General features: G+C 61.0%; 14 protein-coding genes. 3 read left to right on the forward strand and 11 right to left on the reverse strand.

Annotation, left to right across the window (positions count from 1 at the left end):
- Positions 1 to 147: 147 nt before the first annotated feature.
- On the forward strand, positions 148 to 1524 hold the full coding sequence (creD, locus tag LVD08_RS02945) for a cell envelope integrity protein CreD (protein ID WP_247267343.1): 1377 nt from the start codon (positions 148 to 150) through the stop codon (positions 1522 to 1524).
- A gap of 172 nt (positions 1525 to 1696) precedes the next feature.
- Here the strand turns inward: creD and LVD08_RS02950 are convergent, their stop codons facing one another.
- The 8 genes from LVD08_RS02950 to LVD08_RS02985 form a co-directional block, all read right to left on the reverse strand.
- Positions 1697 to 2326 carry a glutathione S-transferase gene (locus LVD08_RS02950; RefSeq protein WP_247267344.1) on the reverse strand — a complete coding sequence of 210 codons (630 nt, stop codon included), beginning with the start codon at positions 2324 to 2326 and terminating at the stop codon, positions 1697 to 1699.
- A gap of 193 nt (positions 2327 to 2519) precedes the next feature.
- Positions 2520 to 2699 carry a hypothetical protein gene (locus tag LVD08_RS02955; RefSeq protein WP_247267345.1) on the reverse strand — a complete coding sequence of 60 codons (180 nt, stop codon included), beginning with the start codon at positions 2697 to 2699 and terminating at the stop codon, positions 2520 to 2522.
- Positions 2696 to 3820, reverse strand: coding sequence for a PepSY-associated TM helix domain-containing protein (locus tag LVD08_RS02960; RefSeq protein WP_247267346.1), 1125 nt, complete (start codon positions 3818 to 3820; stop codon positions 2696 to 2698). Before LVD08_RS02960 ends, LVD08_RS02955 begins: the two co-directional genes overlap by 4 nt.
- Before the next feature lie 74 nt (positions 3821 to 3894).
- A complete protein-coding gene (locus tag LVD08_RS02965) occupies positions 3895 to 6333 on the reverse strand; it encodes a TonB-dependent siderophore receptor (RefSeq protein WP_247267347.1) in 2439 nt (812 codons plus the stop codon).
- A gap of 254 nt (positions 6334 to 6587) precedes the next feature.
- Positions 6588 to 7559: a FecR domain-containing protein gene (locus tag LVD08_RS02970; RefSeq protein ID WP_247267348.1), complete on the reverse strand. Its 972-nt coding sequence runs from the start codon at positions 7557 to 7559 to the stop codon at positions 6588 to 6590.
- Entirely contained in the window at positions 7556 to 8074 is a 519-nt protein-coding gene (locus LVD08_RS02975; protein WP_247267349.1) for an RNA polymerase sigma factor, read from the reverse strand. Before LVD08_RS02975 ends, LVD08_RS02970 begins: the two co-directional genes overlap by 4 nt.
- A 207-nt stretch (positions 8075 to 8281) precedes the next feature.
- Positions 8282 to 8989 (reverse strand): 3'-5' exonuclease, encoded by a 708-nt coding sequence (locus LVD08_RS02980; protein ID WP_115988751.1) that lies wholly within the window; start codon positions 8987 to 8989, stop codon positions 8282 to 8284.
- Entirely contained in the window at positions 8986 to 10920 is a 1935-nt protein-coding gene (locus LVD08_RS02985; RefSeq protein WP_342453807.1) for a putative nucleotidyltransferase substrate binding domain-containing protein, read from the reverse strand. Before LVD08_RS02985 ends, LVD08_RS02980 begins: the two co-directional genes overlap by 4 nt.
- Positions 10921 to 11179: 259 nt before the next feature.
- On the opposite strand from LVD08_RS02985, the gene LVD08_RS02990 reads away from it, so the two are divergent.
- Positions 11180 to 11626, forward strand: a complete 447-nt coding sequence (locus tag LVD08_RS02990) for a response regulator (RefSeq protein WP_047596467.1) — start codon at positions 11180 to 11182, stop codon at positions 11624 to 11626.
- A 199-nt stretch (positions 11627 to 11825) separates the two neighbouring features.
- Here LVD08_RS02990 and LVD08_RS02995 read toward each other — a convergent pair whose 3' ends face one another.
- On the reverse strand, positions 11826 to 14003 hold the full coding sequence (locus LVD08_RS02995) for a malate synthase G (protein WP_247267351.1): 2178 nt from the start codon (positions 14001 to 14003) through the stop codon (positions 11826 to 11828).
- Between the two features lie 605 nt (positions 14004 to 14608).
- Between LVD08_RS02995 and LVD08_RS03000 the strand changes: the two genes are divergently transcribed.
- Complete coding sequence (locus LVD08_RS03000; protein ID WP_247267352.1) at positions 14609 to 15127, forward strand: glycine cleavage system protein R; 519 nt, start codon at positions 14609 to 14611, stop codon at positions 15125 to 15127.
- A gap of 222 nt (positions 15128 to 15349) precedes the next feature.
- Here LVD08_RS03000 and rarD read toward each other — a convergent pair whose 3' ends face one another.
- Entirely contained in the window at positions 15350 to 16237 is an 888-nt protein-coding gene (gene rarD, locus LVD08_RS03005; protein WP_247267353.1) for an EamA family transporter RarD, read from the reverse strand.
- A gap of 204 nt (positions 16238 to 16441) precedes the next feature.
- The gene (locus tag LVD08_RS03010; RefSeq protein ID WP_027610685.1) at positions 16442 to 17416 is read right to left on the reverse strand and encodes a serine/threonine protein kinase; all 975 of its coding nucleotides are present in this window, start codon (positions 17414 to 17416) and stop codon (positions 16442 to 16444) included.
- Between the last annotated feature and the right edge of the window lie 176 nt (positions 17417 to 17592).

The raw sequence follows: 17592 nt of genomic DNA on the forward strand, positions 1-17592 counted from the left end.
CTCACTCCTACAGGGGAACGCGATCAATTGTAGGAGTGAGCCTGCTCGCGATGGGGCCATAACAGTCTCCACACAATCTCCATATTCCCTCCTTATTCCCCCCACACAGCCCAACCAGACTCTGCCCATCCAAACAGGGAGAGTCCCATGAACAAGAATCTGACCATAAAACTCGGGGCGATTGCCCTGTTGATCCTGCTGTTGCTGATCCCGCTGCTGATGATCGACGGCATCATCGATGACCGTCAGCAACTGCGCGATGGTGTGCTTGAAGACATCGCGCGCAGTTCCAGCTACAGCCAGCAACTGAGCGGGCCGGTGATGGTAGTGCCGTATCGCAAAGTGATTCACAACTGGAAGCTCAACGACAAAACCAACCAGCGCTACGACGAGCCAAGTGAAGAACGCGGTCGTCTGTATTTTTTGCCGGAGCGCTTCGAGCTCGACGGCCAAGTGCAGACCGAGCTGCGCAATCGCGGTATCTACGAAGCGCGACTGTTCCATGCCGACAATCGCATCAATGGGCATTTCTCGTTGCCGGCGCAATTGGGGATCAAGGAAGACTTTGCCGATTACCAGTTCGATGCGCCGTTTCTGGCGGTGGGCATCAGCGATATTCGCGGCATTGAAAACGCGCTGAAACTGGAACTCGACGGCCATCGCCTGGACTTCGTGCCCGGCACCCAGGTGGGCTGGCTCGGCGAAGGCGTGCGGGTCACGCTGCCGGCGCTGGATACCCGCAACGCCACGGAACTGACTTTCGGTTTCGACCTGCGCCTGCAAGGCACCGGTTCGCTGCAGGTGTTGCCGGTGGGCAAAAGCAGTCACGTCAGCCTTGCCGCCAACTGGCCGCACCCCAGTTTTGTTGGCAACTTCCTGCCGGGCAAACGCGAGATCAGCGATCAGGGTTTCAGCGCCGATTGGCAGACCACATTTTTCTCCACCAACCTGCAAGAAGCCATGAGCCGGTGCGTGATGGGCAATGACTGCGAGGCGTTCAACGGGCGCAGTTTTGGTGTGAGTCTCATCGATCCGGTGGATCAGTACCTGAAGAGTGATCGGGCGATCAAATATGCGCTGTTGTTCATCGTCCTGACGTTCGCCGGTTTCTTCCTGTTTGAAGTGCTCAAGAGTCTGGCAGTACACCCGGTGCAATATGCGTTGGTGGGGGTGGCGCTGGCGCTGGCGTTCTTCTACCTGTTGCTGCTGTCGTTGTCGGAGCACATCGGCTTTGCCCTGGCGTATCTGCTGTCGGCCAGTGGCTGTGTGCTGTTGATCGGGTTCTATGTTTGCCACGTGCTGCACAGCGTGCGCCACGGCCTGAGTTTTTCTGCGGGATTGGCGGCGTTGTATGGCCTGCTGTATGGCCTGCTGAGCGCCGAGGATTACGCGTTGCTGATGGGTTCGCTGCTGTTGTTCGGCCTGCTCGGGGTGTTCATGGTGCTGACGCGCAAACTCGACTGGTACGGGATCGGGCAGAAGCCGGCCAAGCCGCTGGAATTTGATGTGGGGGCGATGCAATGAGCGGGCTGCGTGAGGATCAGCGCTGGAAGGAAGAGTTGGTGACGCGGATTGTCGGGTTTCTGCCTGTGGATGCGAGTTGGTGCCTTCGCGAGCAAGCCCGCTCCCACAGGAGTACGCATTCCAATGTGGGAGCGGGCTTGCTCGCGAAGAGGCCGGATCAGGCACCGCAGCCTTAAGGCTTGGGCATGGTGGCAACCATGGATGGTCGCTGGCTCACCTCGAAATACCAGTTGGCCAGTTGCGGATTGGCGCTGCGCCAGTCCAGATCCGGATGGCGCAGATCGATGTAACCCAATGCGCATGCCACGCTGATGGCGGCCACGTCGAAGTGGCTGGTCAGCTCGGCGATGGCGTCACTTTCCAGATAGGCCAGGGCGCGGCGGATTTTCTCGCGCTGGGCGTCGAGCCATTCGTCCCAGTGCTTTTCCGGGGCGCGCAGCACCAGTTCGTAACGCACCATCACCGAGGCGTCCATGATCCCGTCGGCCAGCGAGGCCAGGGTCAGGCGCCGCCAACGGGCCGCTCCTTCGCGGGGGATCAGCGGATTGCCGACGTGTTGCTGGTCGAGGTATTCGAGGATCACGCGGCTGTCATGAATCACGCTGCCGTCGGCCAGACGCAGCGCCGGGATCTTGCCCAGCGGGTTGTCGGCGTTGAGTGCGGTGTCCGGGCTGACCGGCGTGAGGACGCAGTCTTGCAGGGCGACGCGATCCTGCTGACCGGTCTCGTGCAACAGCACCATCACTTTGCGCACGAACGGGGAAAGCGTGTTGTGGAACAGGGTCATGCTGGGGACGGACATTGGCAAACCTCGGTGGTCATCGAAGAGCAGGAGATTAGCCTAGTCAGATACAGAGCGGCTGGCGAGGGATTTGCTGGTGTTCATCAGGCCGCCTTCGCGAGCAAGCCCGCTCCCACACTGGATCTGTTTCGTTCACAAATCCCCTGTGGGAGCGGGCTTGCTCGCGAAGAGGCCCTATCAGTCAGCACAAAAATCACTCGCGCAGCAACAAACCTCTAATGGCCAGATACGCCGGAACACCCAGCCCGATCCAGCTCAACGCATCCCAGATCCCGTCCCCCAACAACGCCGAAAACAACCCCGCCGCACTCAGCAGCGCAATCACCAGCGGGGTGCTGAAGACCTTCCAGAAATTGGTCTGACGCGGCTTCATGCAACAGCCTCCGCTGGCAGTGATTTCACCGCTTTACGCCGCACCACCCACAGATACACGCCGCTGCCGAGGACGATGATGGTCAGCACGTCGAGGGTTGCCCAGAGGATCTTCATCGGCATGCCGCCGTAGTCGCCGAAGTGCAGCGGCTGCGACATTCCCATGGCGTCCATGTACCACGGGCGCTCGGCCACAGCGGTGACCTGCAGGGTACTGGCGTCGATCAGCACCGGCGTCAGCAGGTGCGAGGTCAGATGCGTGCCGCCCTTCATGAACACTGCGTAGTGATGCTCACTGGAAAACCGCGTGCCGGGGAAGGCGATGAAGTCCGGGTTCATCCCCGGCGCCACGTCGCGGGCGATGTCGAGCAGGCGGGTGGCCGGGGCCAGGCGGGTCAGCGGCGGGGCATCGCGATAGGGTGCGACCATGGCGGTCAGCGTGTCATTGCGCCACGCGGCGATGAGCAGGTCGGCGCAGGCGCTGATCACTCCGGTGACGCCGACCACCAAGGCCCAGGTCAGGGTGACGACGCCGATCAGGTTGTGCAGGTCGAGCCAGCGCAGGCGGGTGGACTTGTCCTGACGCACGGTGCCGAACTGCAAGCGGCGCATGAACGGCAGGTAGAGCACCGTACCCGAGATGATCGCGACCACGAACAGCAGACCCATGAACGCCAGCAGCAACTTGCCCGGCAGTCCGGCAAACATGTCGACGTGCAGGCGCAAGATGAACAGCATCAGCCCGCCATTGGCCGACGGGGTTTCCAACGCTTCACCGGTGCGCGCATCGAGCATGAAGGTGTGCGACGAGTTCGGTTCGGTGCCGGCGGTTTTCGCCATGATCGTCAGCACGGCGTTCGGTTCGTCGTCTTCGAAACCGAAGTACTGCACCACTTCACCTGGGCGATGTTTTTCTGCGGCCTCGACCAGTTGCGCCAGGTTCAGGCGCGGCGTGTCGGCGGGCATTTCGCGCACTTGCGGGGCATCGCCGAGCAGGTGCTCGATTTCGTGATGAAAGATCAGCGGCAGACCGGTCAATGCCAACAGCAGCAGAAACACGGTGCAGATCAGGCTGGTCCAGGTGTGGATGAACGACCAGCGGCGAATTGTTTTACTTTTCATTTCATGACCTTCAAAAACACCGAAGCCGTCCACGGGGGACGGCCTGGTGACAGAACCTGGTTCAGCTCACGCGATTACCACTTGTAAGTGGCGCTGGCGATGACGCTGCGCTGGTCACCGTAGTAGCAGTAGTAGCCGTCGCAGGTGGAGATGTAGTCCTTGTCGAACAGGTTGGTGGCGTTAATTGCCAGCGACGCACCTTTGAGGCTGTTGTCCAGGCGACCGAGGTCGTAATGCACCGAGGCGTCGAACACGGTGTAGGCGTCCGCCTTGCCCAGCCAGGTGTTGGCCTTGTCGCCGTAAGTGTTGCCGGTGTAACGCACGCCACCGCCGATGCCGAAACCGTCGAGTACGCCGCTGTGCCAGGTGTAGTCGGTCCACAGCGAAGCTTGCTGGTTAGGCATCAGTTGCAGGCGATTGCCCTTGTCCACGCCTTTCTGCACTTCGGACTTGGCCAGGGTGTAGGCGGCGATGACTTTCAGGTTATCGGTGACGTCGGAAACCGCTTCCAGCTCCAGGCCTTTGACCTTCACTTCACCGGTCTGGCTGGTGATGGTCACGTTGTTGACGATGCTGTTGACCGCGACGTTCTTCTGGGTCAGGTCATACACCGCAGCGCTCAGCAGAGTCTTGCTGCCCGGCGGCTGGTACTTGATGCCCAGTTCCCATTGCTTGCCTTCGGTCGGCTTGAGCGAACCGGTGGAGGTGGCATCGGCGCCGCTGGTTGGCTGGAAGGATTCGGCGTACGACAGGTACGGCACGAAGCCCGAGTCGAACACGTAGCTGAGCGCCGCGTTGCCACTGAACGCCTTGTCGCGCTGGGTGTTGGTGGCGTCGCCCTTGTTGATGAATTGCGTGCCGGTGTGCACCCAGTCTTCACGCCCGCCGAGGGTCAGGCGCCACTGGTCGAGGGCCATCTGGTCCTGTACGTACAGGCCGGTCTGGTAGGTCTTCTGGTCATAGTCATAGAACGCCGAAGAACGTGCTGGACGGGTGATCGGCTGACCGTAGACCGGGTTGTTGACGTTGATGTCCGGCGCGGTGCCGAAGATCGACGTGTAGTTGGTGTTGCTGCGCTGGTGATCCAGACCGAGCAACAGCGTATGGCGGATGTCGCCGGTGGCGAAGTCGGCCTGGAAGTTGTTGTCCACGGCGAACTGGCTGATGTCTTCATCGACGTTGGTGGTGCCGCGACCGACATTGCCCTGATCATCCACGGTGAAGCCGGCGAACGATGGGTTGTAGCTGTTGACGGTCACGGTCTGGAACGACAGGTCCGACTTGGTGTAGCGCAGGTTCTGCTTGAACTGCCAGACGTCGTTGAGGCGATGCTCGAAGGCATAACCGAGCGCGTAGTAGGTGCGGTCGTAGAAGTCGTAGTCCGGATCACCGAGGTTCTTGTGATGGGAAATCTTGCCGAACGGCATGTCGATCCTGGTGCCCTGAATCGGGTAGAACTGGCTGGTGACACCGGTATCGTCGCGGGTGAACTGGGTCAGCAGGGTGAATTTGGTGTCGTCATCGATGTTCCAGGTCAGGCTCGGCGCGATGTTGTAGCGCTTGTTCTCGATGTGATCGATCTGCGTGTCGCTGTCGCGCACTACACCGCTGATGCCGTAGAGAAACTGCCCGGCGTCGTCGATCTTGCCGGTGCTGGCGAAGTTGATCTGACGATGGTTGTCGCTGCCGTACTGCAACTGGATTTCGCTGCTGGCTTCCGCGCTCGGGCGCCGGCTGACCATGTCCAGCAGACCGCCCGGCGGCGTCTGGCCGTAGACGGAAGAGGCCGGGCCGCGCAGCAGCGCGAGGCGGTCGAGGTTCCAGGTTTCAGGTTTTGGGTTGGCGTATACACCCTTGGGCAGCGGCAGGCCGTCGAGGAACTGAGTCGGCTCGAAACCGCGCACCCGTAGCCAGTCGATACGGGTGTCGCTGCCGTAGCTGCTGGCGGTGATGCCCGGCATGTAGCGTACGGCGTCATCGAGGCTGTGCACACTGCGGTCGTCCATTTGCTGACGGGTGGCGACCGAGATCGAGCGCGGTGCTTCGACCAGCGCGGTGTCGGTCTTGGTGCCGGCGGCGGTGCGGGTGGCGGTGTAGCCTTCGACCGGGCCCCAGGCCGTTTCCAGATTTTCCACGCCGATCACTGCGGTTTCCGGCAGCGCCAATGTCCCTTCCGGCACGGCAACCAGGGTGTAGGTGCCGGTGCTGCTTTGTTCCAGTTGCAGACCGGTGCCTTGCAGCGCCGCGCGCAGAGCACCGGCGGCGTCGTACTGACCGCTGACCGGCGCAGAGGTCTTGCCGGCGGCCAGCGACGGATTCAGCGACAACGCGAGGCCGCCCTGGCTGGCGATCTGGTTCAGCGTGGTCGACAGCGGCGCCGCTGGCAGGTTGTAGGCACGCACGCTGGAGGCCTGTTCAGCGGCGAGCAACGGGCTGCTGAGCAGCGGCGCGCTGAGGGCAATGGCGATGGCCAACAGACTGGGGCGCAACAAGGTGTCTAGCGAACGGGACATGCGAAGGCTCCTGAATGGAAATATTTCTCAATTGCCTGTGTGCCGGACGAGAATTGAAAAGTGATAGGGCTGGATGAAAATAATTTCGATTAACTGAAAAGTGACCGATGCCCTGTGGCGAGGGAGCTTGCTCCCGCTGGAGCGCGAAGCGGTCCCTGCTGTCTTCCAGCTTCCAGATAAATCTCATTGACTGGTGGACGACTGCTGCGCAGCCGAGCGGGAGCAAGCTCCCTCGCCACAGGGGGCGGTCGCTCTTAAGGCTTGGTCTCAGCCTTCGCCACCGTGACCCAAAACGGCGTGTGCTGCTCGATCTGTACCGGCAGGGTCGGCAGCAGCGCACTCAAGGCCTTGTCGGTGTCGTGCAGTGGGAAACTGCCGGTGATGCGCAGGTCAGCGACTTCCGGCGCGACGCCCAGATATCCGCGGCGATAACGCGCCAGTTCATGCACCAGGTCTGCGAGCCGCGCGTTATCCACCACCAGCATGCCGCGGGTCCAGGCATCGGCGCCGGGCGTGAGCGCGGCGACCGCGTCGAGGCCGTCGCTGCGGATCAGCACTTGCTGGCCTTCACGCAGGATCCACTCTTCAGGATGGCTTTGCGGATGCGCCGCCACCGCCGATTGCAGGACGCTCAGGCGCGTACCTTGGTCTTCACGCTTGACCAGAAACCTTGTGCCCAACGCGCGCATGCTGCCTTCGCGGGTCTCGACGATGAACGGCCGCGCATCGCCGTGACCGGTCTCGACCATGATCTCGCCTGCCTGCAACACGATCAGCCGCTGCCTGGCATCGAAGCGCACATCCACCGCGCTGTGGGTGTTGAGATTGAGCACGGTGCCATCGGCCAGCCGCACCGTGCGCTGCTCACCGGTAGCGGTGCGTTGATCGGCGAGCCAGTAATCCAGCGGCAGATAGCGATCACCGGCAAACAGCGCCAGACCGATCACCGCCACCACGCTGGCCAATCCGCTGCCGAGCTTGCGCACACGGCGTCGAATGCCTTCGCGCGATTGCAGCAAGGCCGCGCGGGCCGGGCCGTTGGCGACGCTGAAGCGCTGATCGAGCATGCCCAGCTGGCGCCAGGCGCGGGCATGTTCTTCATGGGCCGCGTGCCACTTGGCGAACTCCTCGCGCTCCAGCGCACTGCCGGAATCCAGCGACAACTGCCAGGCAATAGCCGCGTCCAGCACCTGAGCCGAGACCGGTTTGGAACTGGCCGGGTTCATGTCGGCTCACCGTACAGGGCGATATAGCACTGGCGAATGCCTTGCGCGAGGTACTGCCGCACGCGGGGCACCGAGACGCCAAGCTTCTCGGCGATTTCGGCGTGGCCGAGGCCGTCGAGGCGGTTATACAAGAAAGCGGCGCGGGCCTTGGTCGACAGTTTGCCGAGCAGGCGGTCGATGGCCTTGAGGTCTTCGAGGATCAGTTGCTGTTCTTCCACCGAAGGCTGTTCGCCTTCGGGGATCAGCATCAATTCGGCGAGATAGGCCTGCTCCAGCGCGGCGCGGCGGAAGTAATCGAACAACAGGCCCTTGGCGATCGCCACCAGAAACGCCCGGGGTTCGCGCGGCGTCAGCAGTTGCTCGCGACCGAGCAGACGGACGAAGGTGTCCTGGCTCAGGTCTTCGGCCCGTTGCGGGCAAGCCACATTGCGCCGCAACCAGCTCAGCAGCCAACCGCGATGGTCGCGATACAACGCACCGACGAGTTCACTGTGAGGGCTTGGGACTGACGACACCAGACGCACCGATTGGGAAATGTTAACCAACGAGAATTGTTCGCGATTCTCGCAGAGGTGGGAATGGTTAGCAATTGGCCACTGGTCGGGTGGTATGAGCAAGACCGCATCATCGTTCTTCGCGAGCAAGCCCGCTCCCACAGGGGGAATGCATTCCATTGTGGGAGCGGGCTTGCTCGCGAAGAGGCCAGTACAGGCACCGAAAATCTAGAAGGACGGCGCCTGCTGTCGGCGTTTCCATTGACTCAAGCGCTGCTGCAGATTCAGCGGACTATGAATCTGCTGCTGCCGCGCCCGGCTGAACAGGATCAACGCCAGTTCCGCCGTGGCCAGCGCATCGGCACTCGCGTTGTGCCGCTCGAACACCTCAAGCTTGAACCAGTCGATCCATTCATCCAGGCCGGCCTCGCGAATATTCGCCTGTGGGCACAACAATGGCGCCATGTCCGCGACATCCAGAAACACATTCTGCAGCCTGTAACCCAAGTGTTCCTTCAATGCGCGTCCGAGCATGTGTTGATCGAAGGGCGCATGAAACGCCAGCACCGGGCTGTCGCCGATGAACTCCATGAACTCCAGCAACGCCTCGGCCGGGTCGCTGCCGGCGGCAATCGCATTCGGCCCCAGGCCATGAATCAATACGCTGGGGCTGAGCTTCAGCTCCCGACATTGCAGAGTGCGCTCGAACTGCTGACTGAAGTCGATTGCGCCGTCTTCGATCACCACCGCGCCGATCGACAGCACGCGATCCTTGTTCAGGTTCAGCCCGGTGGTTTCCAGATCGAGCACCACCCAGCGCTGTTCACGCAGGCTGCATTCTTTCAGTTCGCTGATCGCCGGCAGTTTTGCCAGACGTTGTTGCAGGTCTGCCGACAGCAGTGGGCTGGCCGGCCGCAGCCACGAAAACAGGCTCATAGCTGATACCGCAAGGCCAGGCTGCTTTGCAGGCGCTGGGCCTGGCGCAGGGATTCACGCAGGATGCGTCGGTCCAGATGATTGAGGCTGTCGGGATCGACCCGGTTCGACCAGGGCAGATTCTCACGGGTCTGGATCTGGTGTTGCTGCATGCGCGTCTGCTGGATGAAGTGGTAAGCCTCTTCATATGCCGCGCCATCGAGCCGTTCGATGACTTCTTTTTCGACCAGCTGACGCAAGCGCTCCAGAGTGTTGTTGGTTTCGATGCCATGCGCCAGCGCCAACAGGCGTGCGCCGTCGACGAAGGGCGTCAGGCCCTGGACTTTGAGATCAAGGGTGGCTTTCTCGCCGTTCTTGCGTGCCAGCACAAATTCGCGGAAACGCCCCACGGGCGGACGATTGCGCAGCGCGTTCTCGGCCAGCATGCGCTGGAACAAACGGTTGTCGCCGACCTGATCGAGAATCCCTCGGCGTAGTTGCGCGCAGCCTTTTTCGTCGCCCCAGACCACCCGCAGGTCGAAATAGATACTCGAACCGAGCAGGTTCTCCGGCGTCGCCTCGCGGATAAATGCTGCAAAGCGCCGCGCCCATTCTGCTCGGGACAGGCACAGCTCAGGGTTGCCGGCCATGATGTTGCCCTTGCACAGGCTGAAGCCGCACTGCGCCAGGCTCTGGTTGATCTGCTGGGCCAGTGGCAGCAGCTTGCCGCGAATCTCCGCCGCGTGCGCCGCGTCCCGCGCTTCGAACAGAATGCCGTTGTCCTGATCGGTGTGCAGCGTCTGTTCGCGCCGGCCCTCGCTGCCGAAACACAGCCAACTGAACGGTACGCCGGGGTCGCCTTTTTCGGCGAGGGTCAGTTCGATCACCCGGCACACGGTGTGGTCGTTGAGCAGGGTGATGATGTGGGTGATCTGCGTCGAAGACGCACCGTGGGCAAGCATGCGTTCGACCAGTTGGCCGATCTCGCCGCGCAGGCTCACCAGTTGTTCGAGGCGCTGGGCACTGCGGATGGTCCGGGCCAGGTGCACCAGGTCGACCCGTTGCAGCGAGAACAGATCACGCTCGGAGACCACGCCACACAGACGCTGATCCTTGACCAGACAAACGTGGGCGATGTGCCGTTCGGTCATGGCAATCGCCGCGTCGAAAGCGCTGTGATCCGGCGACAGAAAAAACGGCGAACAGGTCATGTGGCGCTCGATGGTTTCGCTGAAATCACCGCTGCCATTGGCGACCACTTCGCGCAAATCACGCAGGGTGAAAATCCCCAGCGGCGCCTTGTGTTCATCCACCGCGACGATGCTGCCGACCTGTTGCTCGTGCATCAGCTTCACCGCTTCGCGCAACGGCGTGTCGGGGCTGCAAGTCACCGGATGGCGCATCGCCAATTCGCCGAGGCGGGTGTTCAGCGAATACTGGGTGCCGAGGGTTTCCACGGCTTTCTGCTGGACTTGCTGGTTGACCTGATCGAGCAGGCTGCTGACCCCGCGCAAAGCGAAATCACGGAAGCTGTTGGACAGGGCGAACAGCTTGATGAACGCCGGTTTGTTCAGTTGCAGGCAGAAGGTGTCTTCGCTGGCCAGATGCTCAGTGCGGGTCGCCCGTTCGCCAATCAGCGCGGCCAGCGGGAAGCATTCGCCGGTGGTGATCTCGAAGGTGGTTTCGGTGCCAGGCCGGGTGATGTGCTGGCGTTCGCCGACCACTCGGCCCTGTTTGACGATGTAGAAATATTCGACCGGCCCGTCGGCGGGCTTGATGATGCTTTCGCCCTGGCCGTAAAAACGCAGCTGACATTGTTCCACCAGAAAAGCCAGGTGGGCATGTTCCATCTGATTGAAGGGCGGGAAGCGCTGGAGGAATTGCAGGGTGCCCTGAATGTTCTGCAACACCGCGGTTTTCCCTGCCTGGGTGAAGGCGTCCGCTTTACTCATAACCATTACCGCAGTCTTTTTTGAATTGTTGTTGTCGGATCGTTGCAGCCATGGTCGACCCCTGCGCGCGGGGTGCCCATTGGACGTAAGTCTAGGTTTGAGCTGCCGTTGGGCACATTTGGGAAGTGCCCTACAAAAACAGTCGGAAATTCCCCCGCCAGCCACTTGGAAAAAAATCCGACGAAGTGCACATTGAAGCTCTGCTTAGCGATGTCTGACGACTGTGCCAGGTGATTGAATTGAAAACGTAGAGAATGCCATGTCCGACCACGATATTTTGAGCGACGCCGAGCGTGAAGCGCTCAGCGCAGTAATGCTCGAACCCGACTTGCCGCCGCAGCGTGTACTGATCGTCGATGACGACAAGGACGCCCGGGAGCTGTTGTCGGAGATACTCGCGTTAGACGGCATTCGTTGCATGACCGCGGCCAGCGGTGAAACCGCGCTGAAGATGCTCGACGAAAAACCTTCGATCGGGCTGGTGATCACTGATTTGCGTATGGGCAATGTCGGTGGGCTGGATTTGATTCGGCAAGTGCGTGAGTCGGAGCGGGCGGCGTTGCCGATCATCATTGTTTCGGGCGATGCCGATGTGAAAGACGCCATCGCCGCGATGCACCTGAGCGTGGTGGATTTTCTGCTCAAGCCGATTGATACGGCCAAGTTGCTGGGCCTGGTCAAACACGAATTGGGCATCGAGCCCTGACTCTCAAGCGACACCGCCCCCCCTGTGGGAGCGGGCTTGCTCGCGAATGCGTCCTTTCTGTCGAAATTAATGTTGAATGTGAGTCCGTCTTCGCGAGCAAGCCCGCTCCCACAATGGATCTCCAGTGGTCCGGAGATTTTTATCGGCCAACAAAAAAGCCCTGATCTCTCGACCAGGGCTTTTTCACAGCAGCGCAAACTTACAGGCCGTTGGCCTTCTTGAACTCGCGACGACGACGGTGCAACACCGGCTCGGTGTAGCCGTTCGGCTGTTTGGTGCCTTCGATCACCAGTTCGACCGCCGCCTGGAAGGCGATGTTGCTGTCGAAGTTCGGTGCCAGCGGACGGTACAGGGGGTCGTTGGCGTTTTGCCGGTCGACCACTGGCGCCATGCGCTTGAGGCTTTCCATCACTTGCGCTTCGGTGACGATACCGTGGCGCAGCCAGTTGGCGATGTGCTGGCTGGAGATGCGCAGCGTTGCACGGTCTTCCATCAGGCCGACGTCATTGATGTCCGGCACCTTCGAGCAACCCACGCCCTGGTCGATCCAGCGCACCACGTAACCGAGAATGCCCTGGGCGTTGTTGTCCAGTTCGTTCTTGATCTGCTCCGGGGTCCAGCTCGGGTTGACCGCCAGCGGAATGGTCAGGATGTCGTCCACCGAAGCACGGGCACGCTTGGCCAGTTCGGCCTGACGGGCGAACACGTCTACCTTGTGGTAGTGCAGCGCGTGCAGCGCAGCAGCGGTCGGCGACGGTACCCAGGCGGTGTTGGCGCCGGCCAGCGGGTGCGCGATTTTCTGTTCGAGCATCGCTGCCATCAGGTCGGGCATCGCCCACATGCCTTTACCGATTTGCGCACGACCTTGCAGGCCGGTGCTCAGACCGATATCGACGTTCCAGTTTTCGTAGGCGCCGATCCACTTTTCGGCCTTCATGTCGGCCTTGCGCACCATCGGGCCGGCTTCCATGGAGGTGTGGATTTCGTCGCCGGTACGGTCGAGGAAACCGGTGTTGATGAACACCACGCGCTCGCTGGCAGCCTTGATGCAGGCTTTGAGGTTGACCGTGGTGCGGCGCTCCTCGTCCATGATCCCGACTTTCAGGGTGTTGCGCTTGAGGCCCAGCACATCTTCGATGCGACCGAACAACTCGTTGGTGAACGCCGCTTCTTCCGGGCCGTGCATCTTCGGTTTGACGATGTAGACCGAGCCGGTGCGAGTGTTCTTGCGCGAGGTGTTGCCGTTGAGGTTGTGCATCGCCGCGAGGCACGTCACCAAACCGTCGAGTATGCCTTCCGGCACTTCATTGCCGTGTTTGTCGAGGATCGCGTCGATGGTCATCAGGTGACCGACGTTACGCACGAACAGCAGCGAGCGACCGTGCAGGGTCAGTTCACTGCCATCGACCTTGGTGTAGGTGCGATCCGGGTTCATGGTGCGGGTGAAGGTCTGGCCGCCCTTGGCGACTTCTTCGGACAGGTCGCCCTTCATCAGGCCGAGCCAGTTGCGGTAGATCACCACTTTGTCGTCGGCATCGACGGCAGCCACGGAGTCTTCGCAGTCCATGATGGTGGTCAGTGCCGCTTCCATCAGGATGTCTTTGACGCCGGCGGCATCGGTCTGGCCGACCGGGGTGCTGGCGTCGATCTGGATTTCGAAATGCAGGCCGTGGTTCTTCAGCAGGATCGCGATCGGCGCTTCTGCCGAACCCTGGAAGCCGATCAGTTGAGCATCGTCACGCAGGCCGGTGTTGCTGCCGCCCTTGAGGGAGACCAGCAGTTTGCCGTCAGCGATCTTGTAACCGGTGGAATCGACGTGGGAGCCGGCAGCCAATGGCGCCGCTTCGTCGAGGAACGCACGGGCGAAGGCGATGACTTTGTCGCCACGCACCTTGTTGTAGCCTTTGCCTTTTTCCGCGCCACCGTCTTCGCTGATCGCGTCGGTGCCGTAGAGGGCGTCGTACAGCGAACCCCAGCGGGCGTTCGAGGCGTTGAGGGCGAAGCGGGCGTTCATCACCGGCACTACGAGTTGCGGGCCGGCGGTGCGGGCGATTTCATCATCGACGTTTTGCGTCGTTGCCTGGAAATCAGCCGCTTCTGGCAGCAGATAACCGATTTCTTGCAGGAAGGCTTTGTAGGCCACGGCGTCGTGCGCCTGACCAGCACGCTCCTGATGCCAGGCATCAAGACGAGCCTGGAAGTCATCGCGTTTGGCGAGTAGGGCTTTGTTCTTCGGCGCCAGGTCATGAATGACCTTGTCGGCACCTTCCCAGAATTTTTCGGCGGTGAGGCCGGTACCGGGAATGGCTTCGTTGTTCACGAAGTCGAACAGGACTTTGGCGACCTGCAGGCCACCGACTTGAACGTGTTCAGTCATTGCTTGCCTCACTCTGCTCAGCTATTTCGCTTTTCAGCTCTTCAATTTTGACAATGAAGCCTCTGGCCATTTAAACCACAAACCTTCCGACCAGTACATGCCATTGCTGGCGGCTGGGCTGGGACCAATCAACGGCTTGGGGGCCTTGCTGACGGGGCTTTCAGGGTTGCGAACGTGCCTTGGGCAGACATCGATCCAGCGTTATGTAGTGCGCGCCGAGGCATACTACATGATGCGTTGCGCTTGTGAAAATCAGACTAATAACGTCGTTCTGCGACCTCATGACGCATTGCGGTCACGTCGCGGAACGGGATGTTCTCAAAAAACCATCGGATTGTTCCAGCTAAATATAAAAAGTTGTACACATAAATACTGTGTGGCTTCCATTCAGCTTCGATGAGCCCGCGTTTGTGGCGAGGGAGCTTGCTCCCGCTCGGGTGCGAAGCATCCGCGAAAGATATTACTGACTGAAGAGGGCGTCCTGCGGCCGCCAGCGGGAGCAAGCTCCCTCGCCACAAGTGTTGTTCACTTGAGCATGGCGGCTGAATGTCGGTGCTTGCCTATACTTGCCTTTCTATAACAAAAGCATGACAAGAGGGCGCGCCATGGATCATCTCGTACTCACTGTGTTTGCCCCGGACAAGCCCGGGCAGGTCGAGCGCATCGCCCAATGCATCGCCGAACACGGCGGCAACTGGCTGGAAAGCCGCATGTCACGGATGGCCGGGCAGTTCGCCGGGATTCTGCGGGTGGGCGTACCGGCGGAGGCTTACGACGAATTAGTCGATTCCTTACAAGCACTGTCGGCCCAAGGCATTCGCGTGCTGATCGCCGAGAGTGGCATCGAGCAGTCCTGCACCTGGAAACCGATCGCCATGGAGTTGGTGGGCAATGACCGCCCGGGCATCGTGCGCGACATTACCCGGTTGCTCAGCGAGCAGGGGGTGAACCTCGAACGACTGGTGACCGAAGTGCGCCCGGCACCGATGAGCAGCGAGCTGCTGTTTCACGCTGAAGCGATTCTGGCGGTGCCGCTGACCCTGTCGCTGGATGTGCTGCAATCGCGCCTGGAAACCCTGGCCGATGATCTGATGGTCGAACTGGTGTTACGCACAGACGTTTAACCGGCGCCGGGTTATCCAGTTTTAACGTGCACCTGCCTGTGGATAACCTGTAGAGACCGGGCGCAACGCCACGTCGGCCGTGGCTTGCAGCATGCTGATCAAAAAACCGCCAGCATTCAGTGACTTGCGCACAAACGGCGGGGATCACGCTGTGGATAACCTTGGGAAGGAACGTTGCAGGCCACGAGAACCGTGGCCTGTGAAGCTTTGTGCGTTTTTTGATCAGCTGCGCCGACGCAAACTGATCACCGCATCGACGCTGTACACGGCTAGACCGGCCCAGATGAAGATGAACGCGATCAGCGTGCTCGACGACAAGTGCTCACCAAACAGCAGGACCGCCTGCAGCAGCACCAGGGTTGGCGCCGTGTACTGGAGGAAACCGATGGTGGTGTAGGGCAGATGACGGGTGGCAGCGTTGAAACACACCAGCGGGATGAGCGTCACCGGGCCGGCCGCGACCAGCCACCAGGCTTGCGAGGTGGTCCAGAACTCCGGTTGCGCGCTGGTCGCGGTCTGGTTGAACAGCAGCCAGGCCACGGCGATCGGCACCAGCATCCAGGTTTCCACCACCAGCCCCGGCAAGGCCTTGACCGGCGCCTGTTTGCGGATCAGACCGTAAAAACCGAAGGTCAGCGCCAGCACCAGCGATACCCACGGCAGACTGCCGACCTGCCACACCTGCTGTGCCACGCCAACGGCGGCCAGCCCCACCGCAACCCACTGCATGCGCCGCAGGCGTTCGCCGAGAATCAGCATCCCCAACAGCACGTTCACCAGCGGGTTGATGTAGTAACCGAGGCTCGCTTCGAGCATGCGCCCGTTGTTCACCGACCACACGTAGGTCAGCCAGTTGGCCGCGATCAGGGTGCCGCTCAGGGCCAGAATCGCCAGGCGCTTGGGGTTGTCGAGCAACTCGCGCAACCAGCCCGGATGCTTCCACACCATCAGCAACAGCGCACCGAACAGTGCCGACCACAACACGCGGTGAATGATGATCTCGACAGCGGGGACTTCGGCGATGGCTTTGAAGTAGATCGGGAACAGGCCCCAGATGATGTAGGCACTCAGGCCCAGAATGTACCCGCGACGCGGGTTGGCGGCTTGCATGCAGAATCCTTGCTTAGGCAGCTGACAAAGCAGGGATTGTAAGGAGATTTGTCGACGAATGCCTGAGCTGATTGGTCAGAAAAGTGTGAACACAGAACCCTGTAGGAGTGAGCCTGCTCGCGATAGCGGTCTGACATTCAACATTTACGTCGACTGATAAAACGCTATCGCGAGCAGGCTCACTCCTACAGAGGCGGTGGTGGGTCAGAACAGTTTCAGGGGTTCTTCGTTAAGCGCCGACAACTGTTCACGCAGCGCCAGCACCTGATCGCCCCAATACCGTTCCGTACCAAACCACGGAAAGCTGTGCGGGAACGCCGGGTCGTCCCAGCGCCGCGCCAGCCAGGCGCTGTAGTGCATCAGGCGCAGGGCGCGCAGCGGTTCGATCAGCGCCAGTTCACGGGGATCGAAGTCGTGGAATTCGTTGTAGCCGTCCATCAGTTCCGACAGTTGCCCGAGGCATTCCTGACGGTCGCCCGCCAGCATCATCCAGATGTCCTGCACGGCCGGGCCCATGCGGCAGTCGTCGAGGTCGACAATGTGGAACATTTCATCGCGGCACATCATGTTGCCGGGGTGACAGTCTCCATGCATGCGGATGTTCTGGTGCGGCGTGGCGGCGTAGACGTCTTCGACCCGCTTGAGCAGGTCGCGGGCCACTGACTCGTAGGCCGGCAGCAGGCTCTTGGGGATGAAATTGCCTTCAAGCAACGTCGCCAGCGAGGCGTGGCCGAAGTTCTGTACGCCCAGTGCTTCACGGTGTTCGAACGGCTTGGTCGCGCCGACCGCATGAATCCGCCCGAGCAACTGGCCGAGACGATACAACTGATCGAGATTGCCCGGTTCCGGCGCACGCCCGCCGCGACGCGGAAACAGGGTGAAACGGAAACCGGCGTGTTCGTGCAGGGTCTGGCCGTTGTGGATCAGCGGCGCCACCACCGGGATTTCGACGTCGGCCAGTTCGAAGGTGAACTGGTGTTCTTCGAGGATGGCTTCGTTGGTCCAGCGTTGCGGACGGTAGAACTTGGCGATCAGCGGTTCGGAGTCTTCGATGCCGACCTGATAGACGCGGTTCTCGTAGCTGTTGAGCGCCAGAATGCGCGCATCACTGAGAAACCCGATGCTTTCGACGGCATCGAGTACGAGATCGGGTGTGAGGGTTTCAAACGGGTGGGCCATGCTGACTCCTGCGCGCAGCAGGCTGCCGCGTCCGGCCCAGCATGGTAGCGCAGATGGCAGCGGGGGAGTTGGTTGGTGTCTGTGCTGACGCCATCGCGAGCAGGCTGTAGTGGTTCAGTTTTTTTAAACCACTCCGTAGGAGTATTAGGCCGCCTGCTGCTCAAACAGCGCAGGCG

The sequence above is a fragment of the Pseudomonas sp. YL2 genome, assembly GCF_023063025.1.
In the GTDB taxonomy this organism is placed as follows: Bacteria; Pseudomonadota; Gammaproteobacteria; order Pseudomonadales; family Pseudomonadaceae; genus Aquipseudomonas; species Aquipseudomonas putida_A.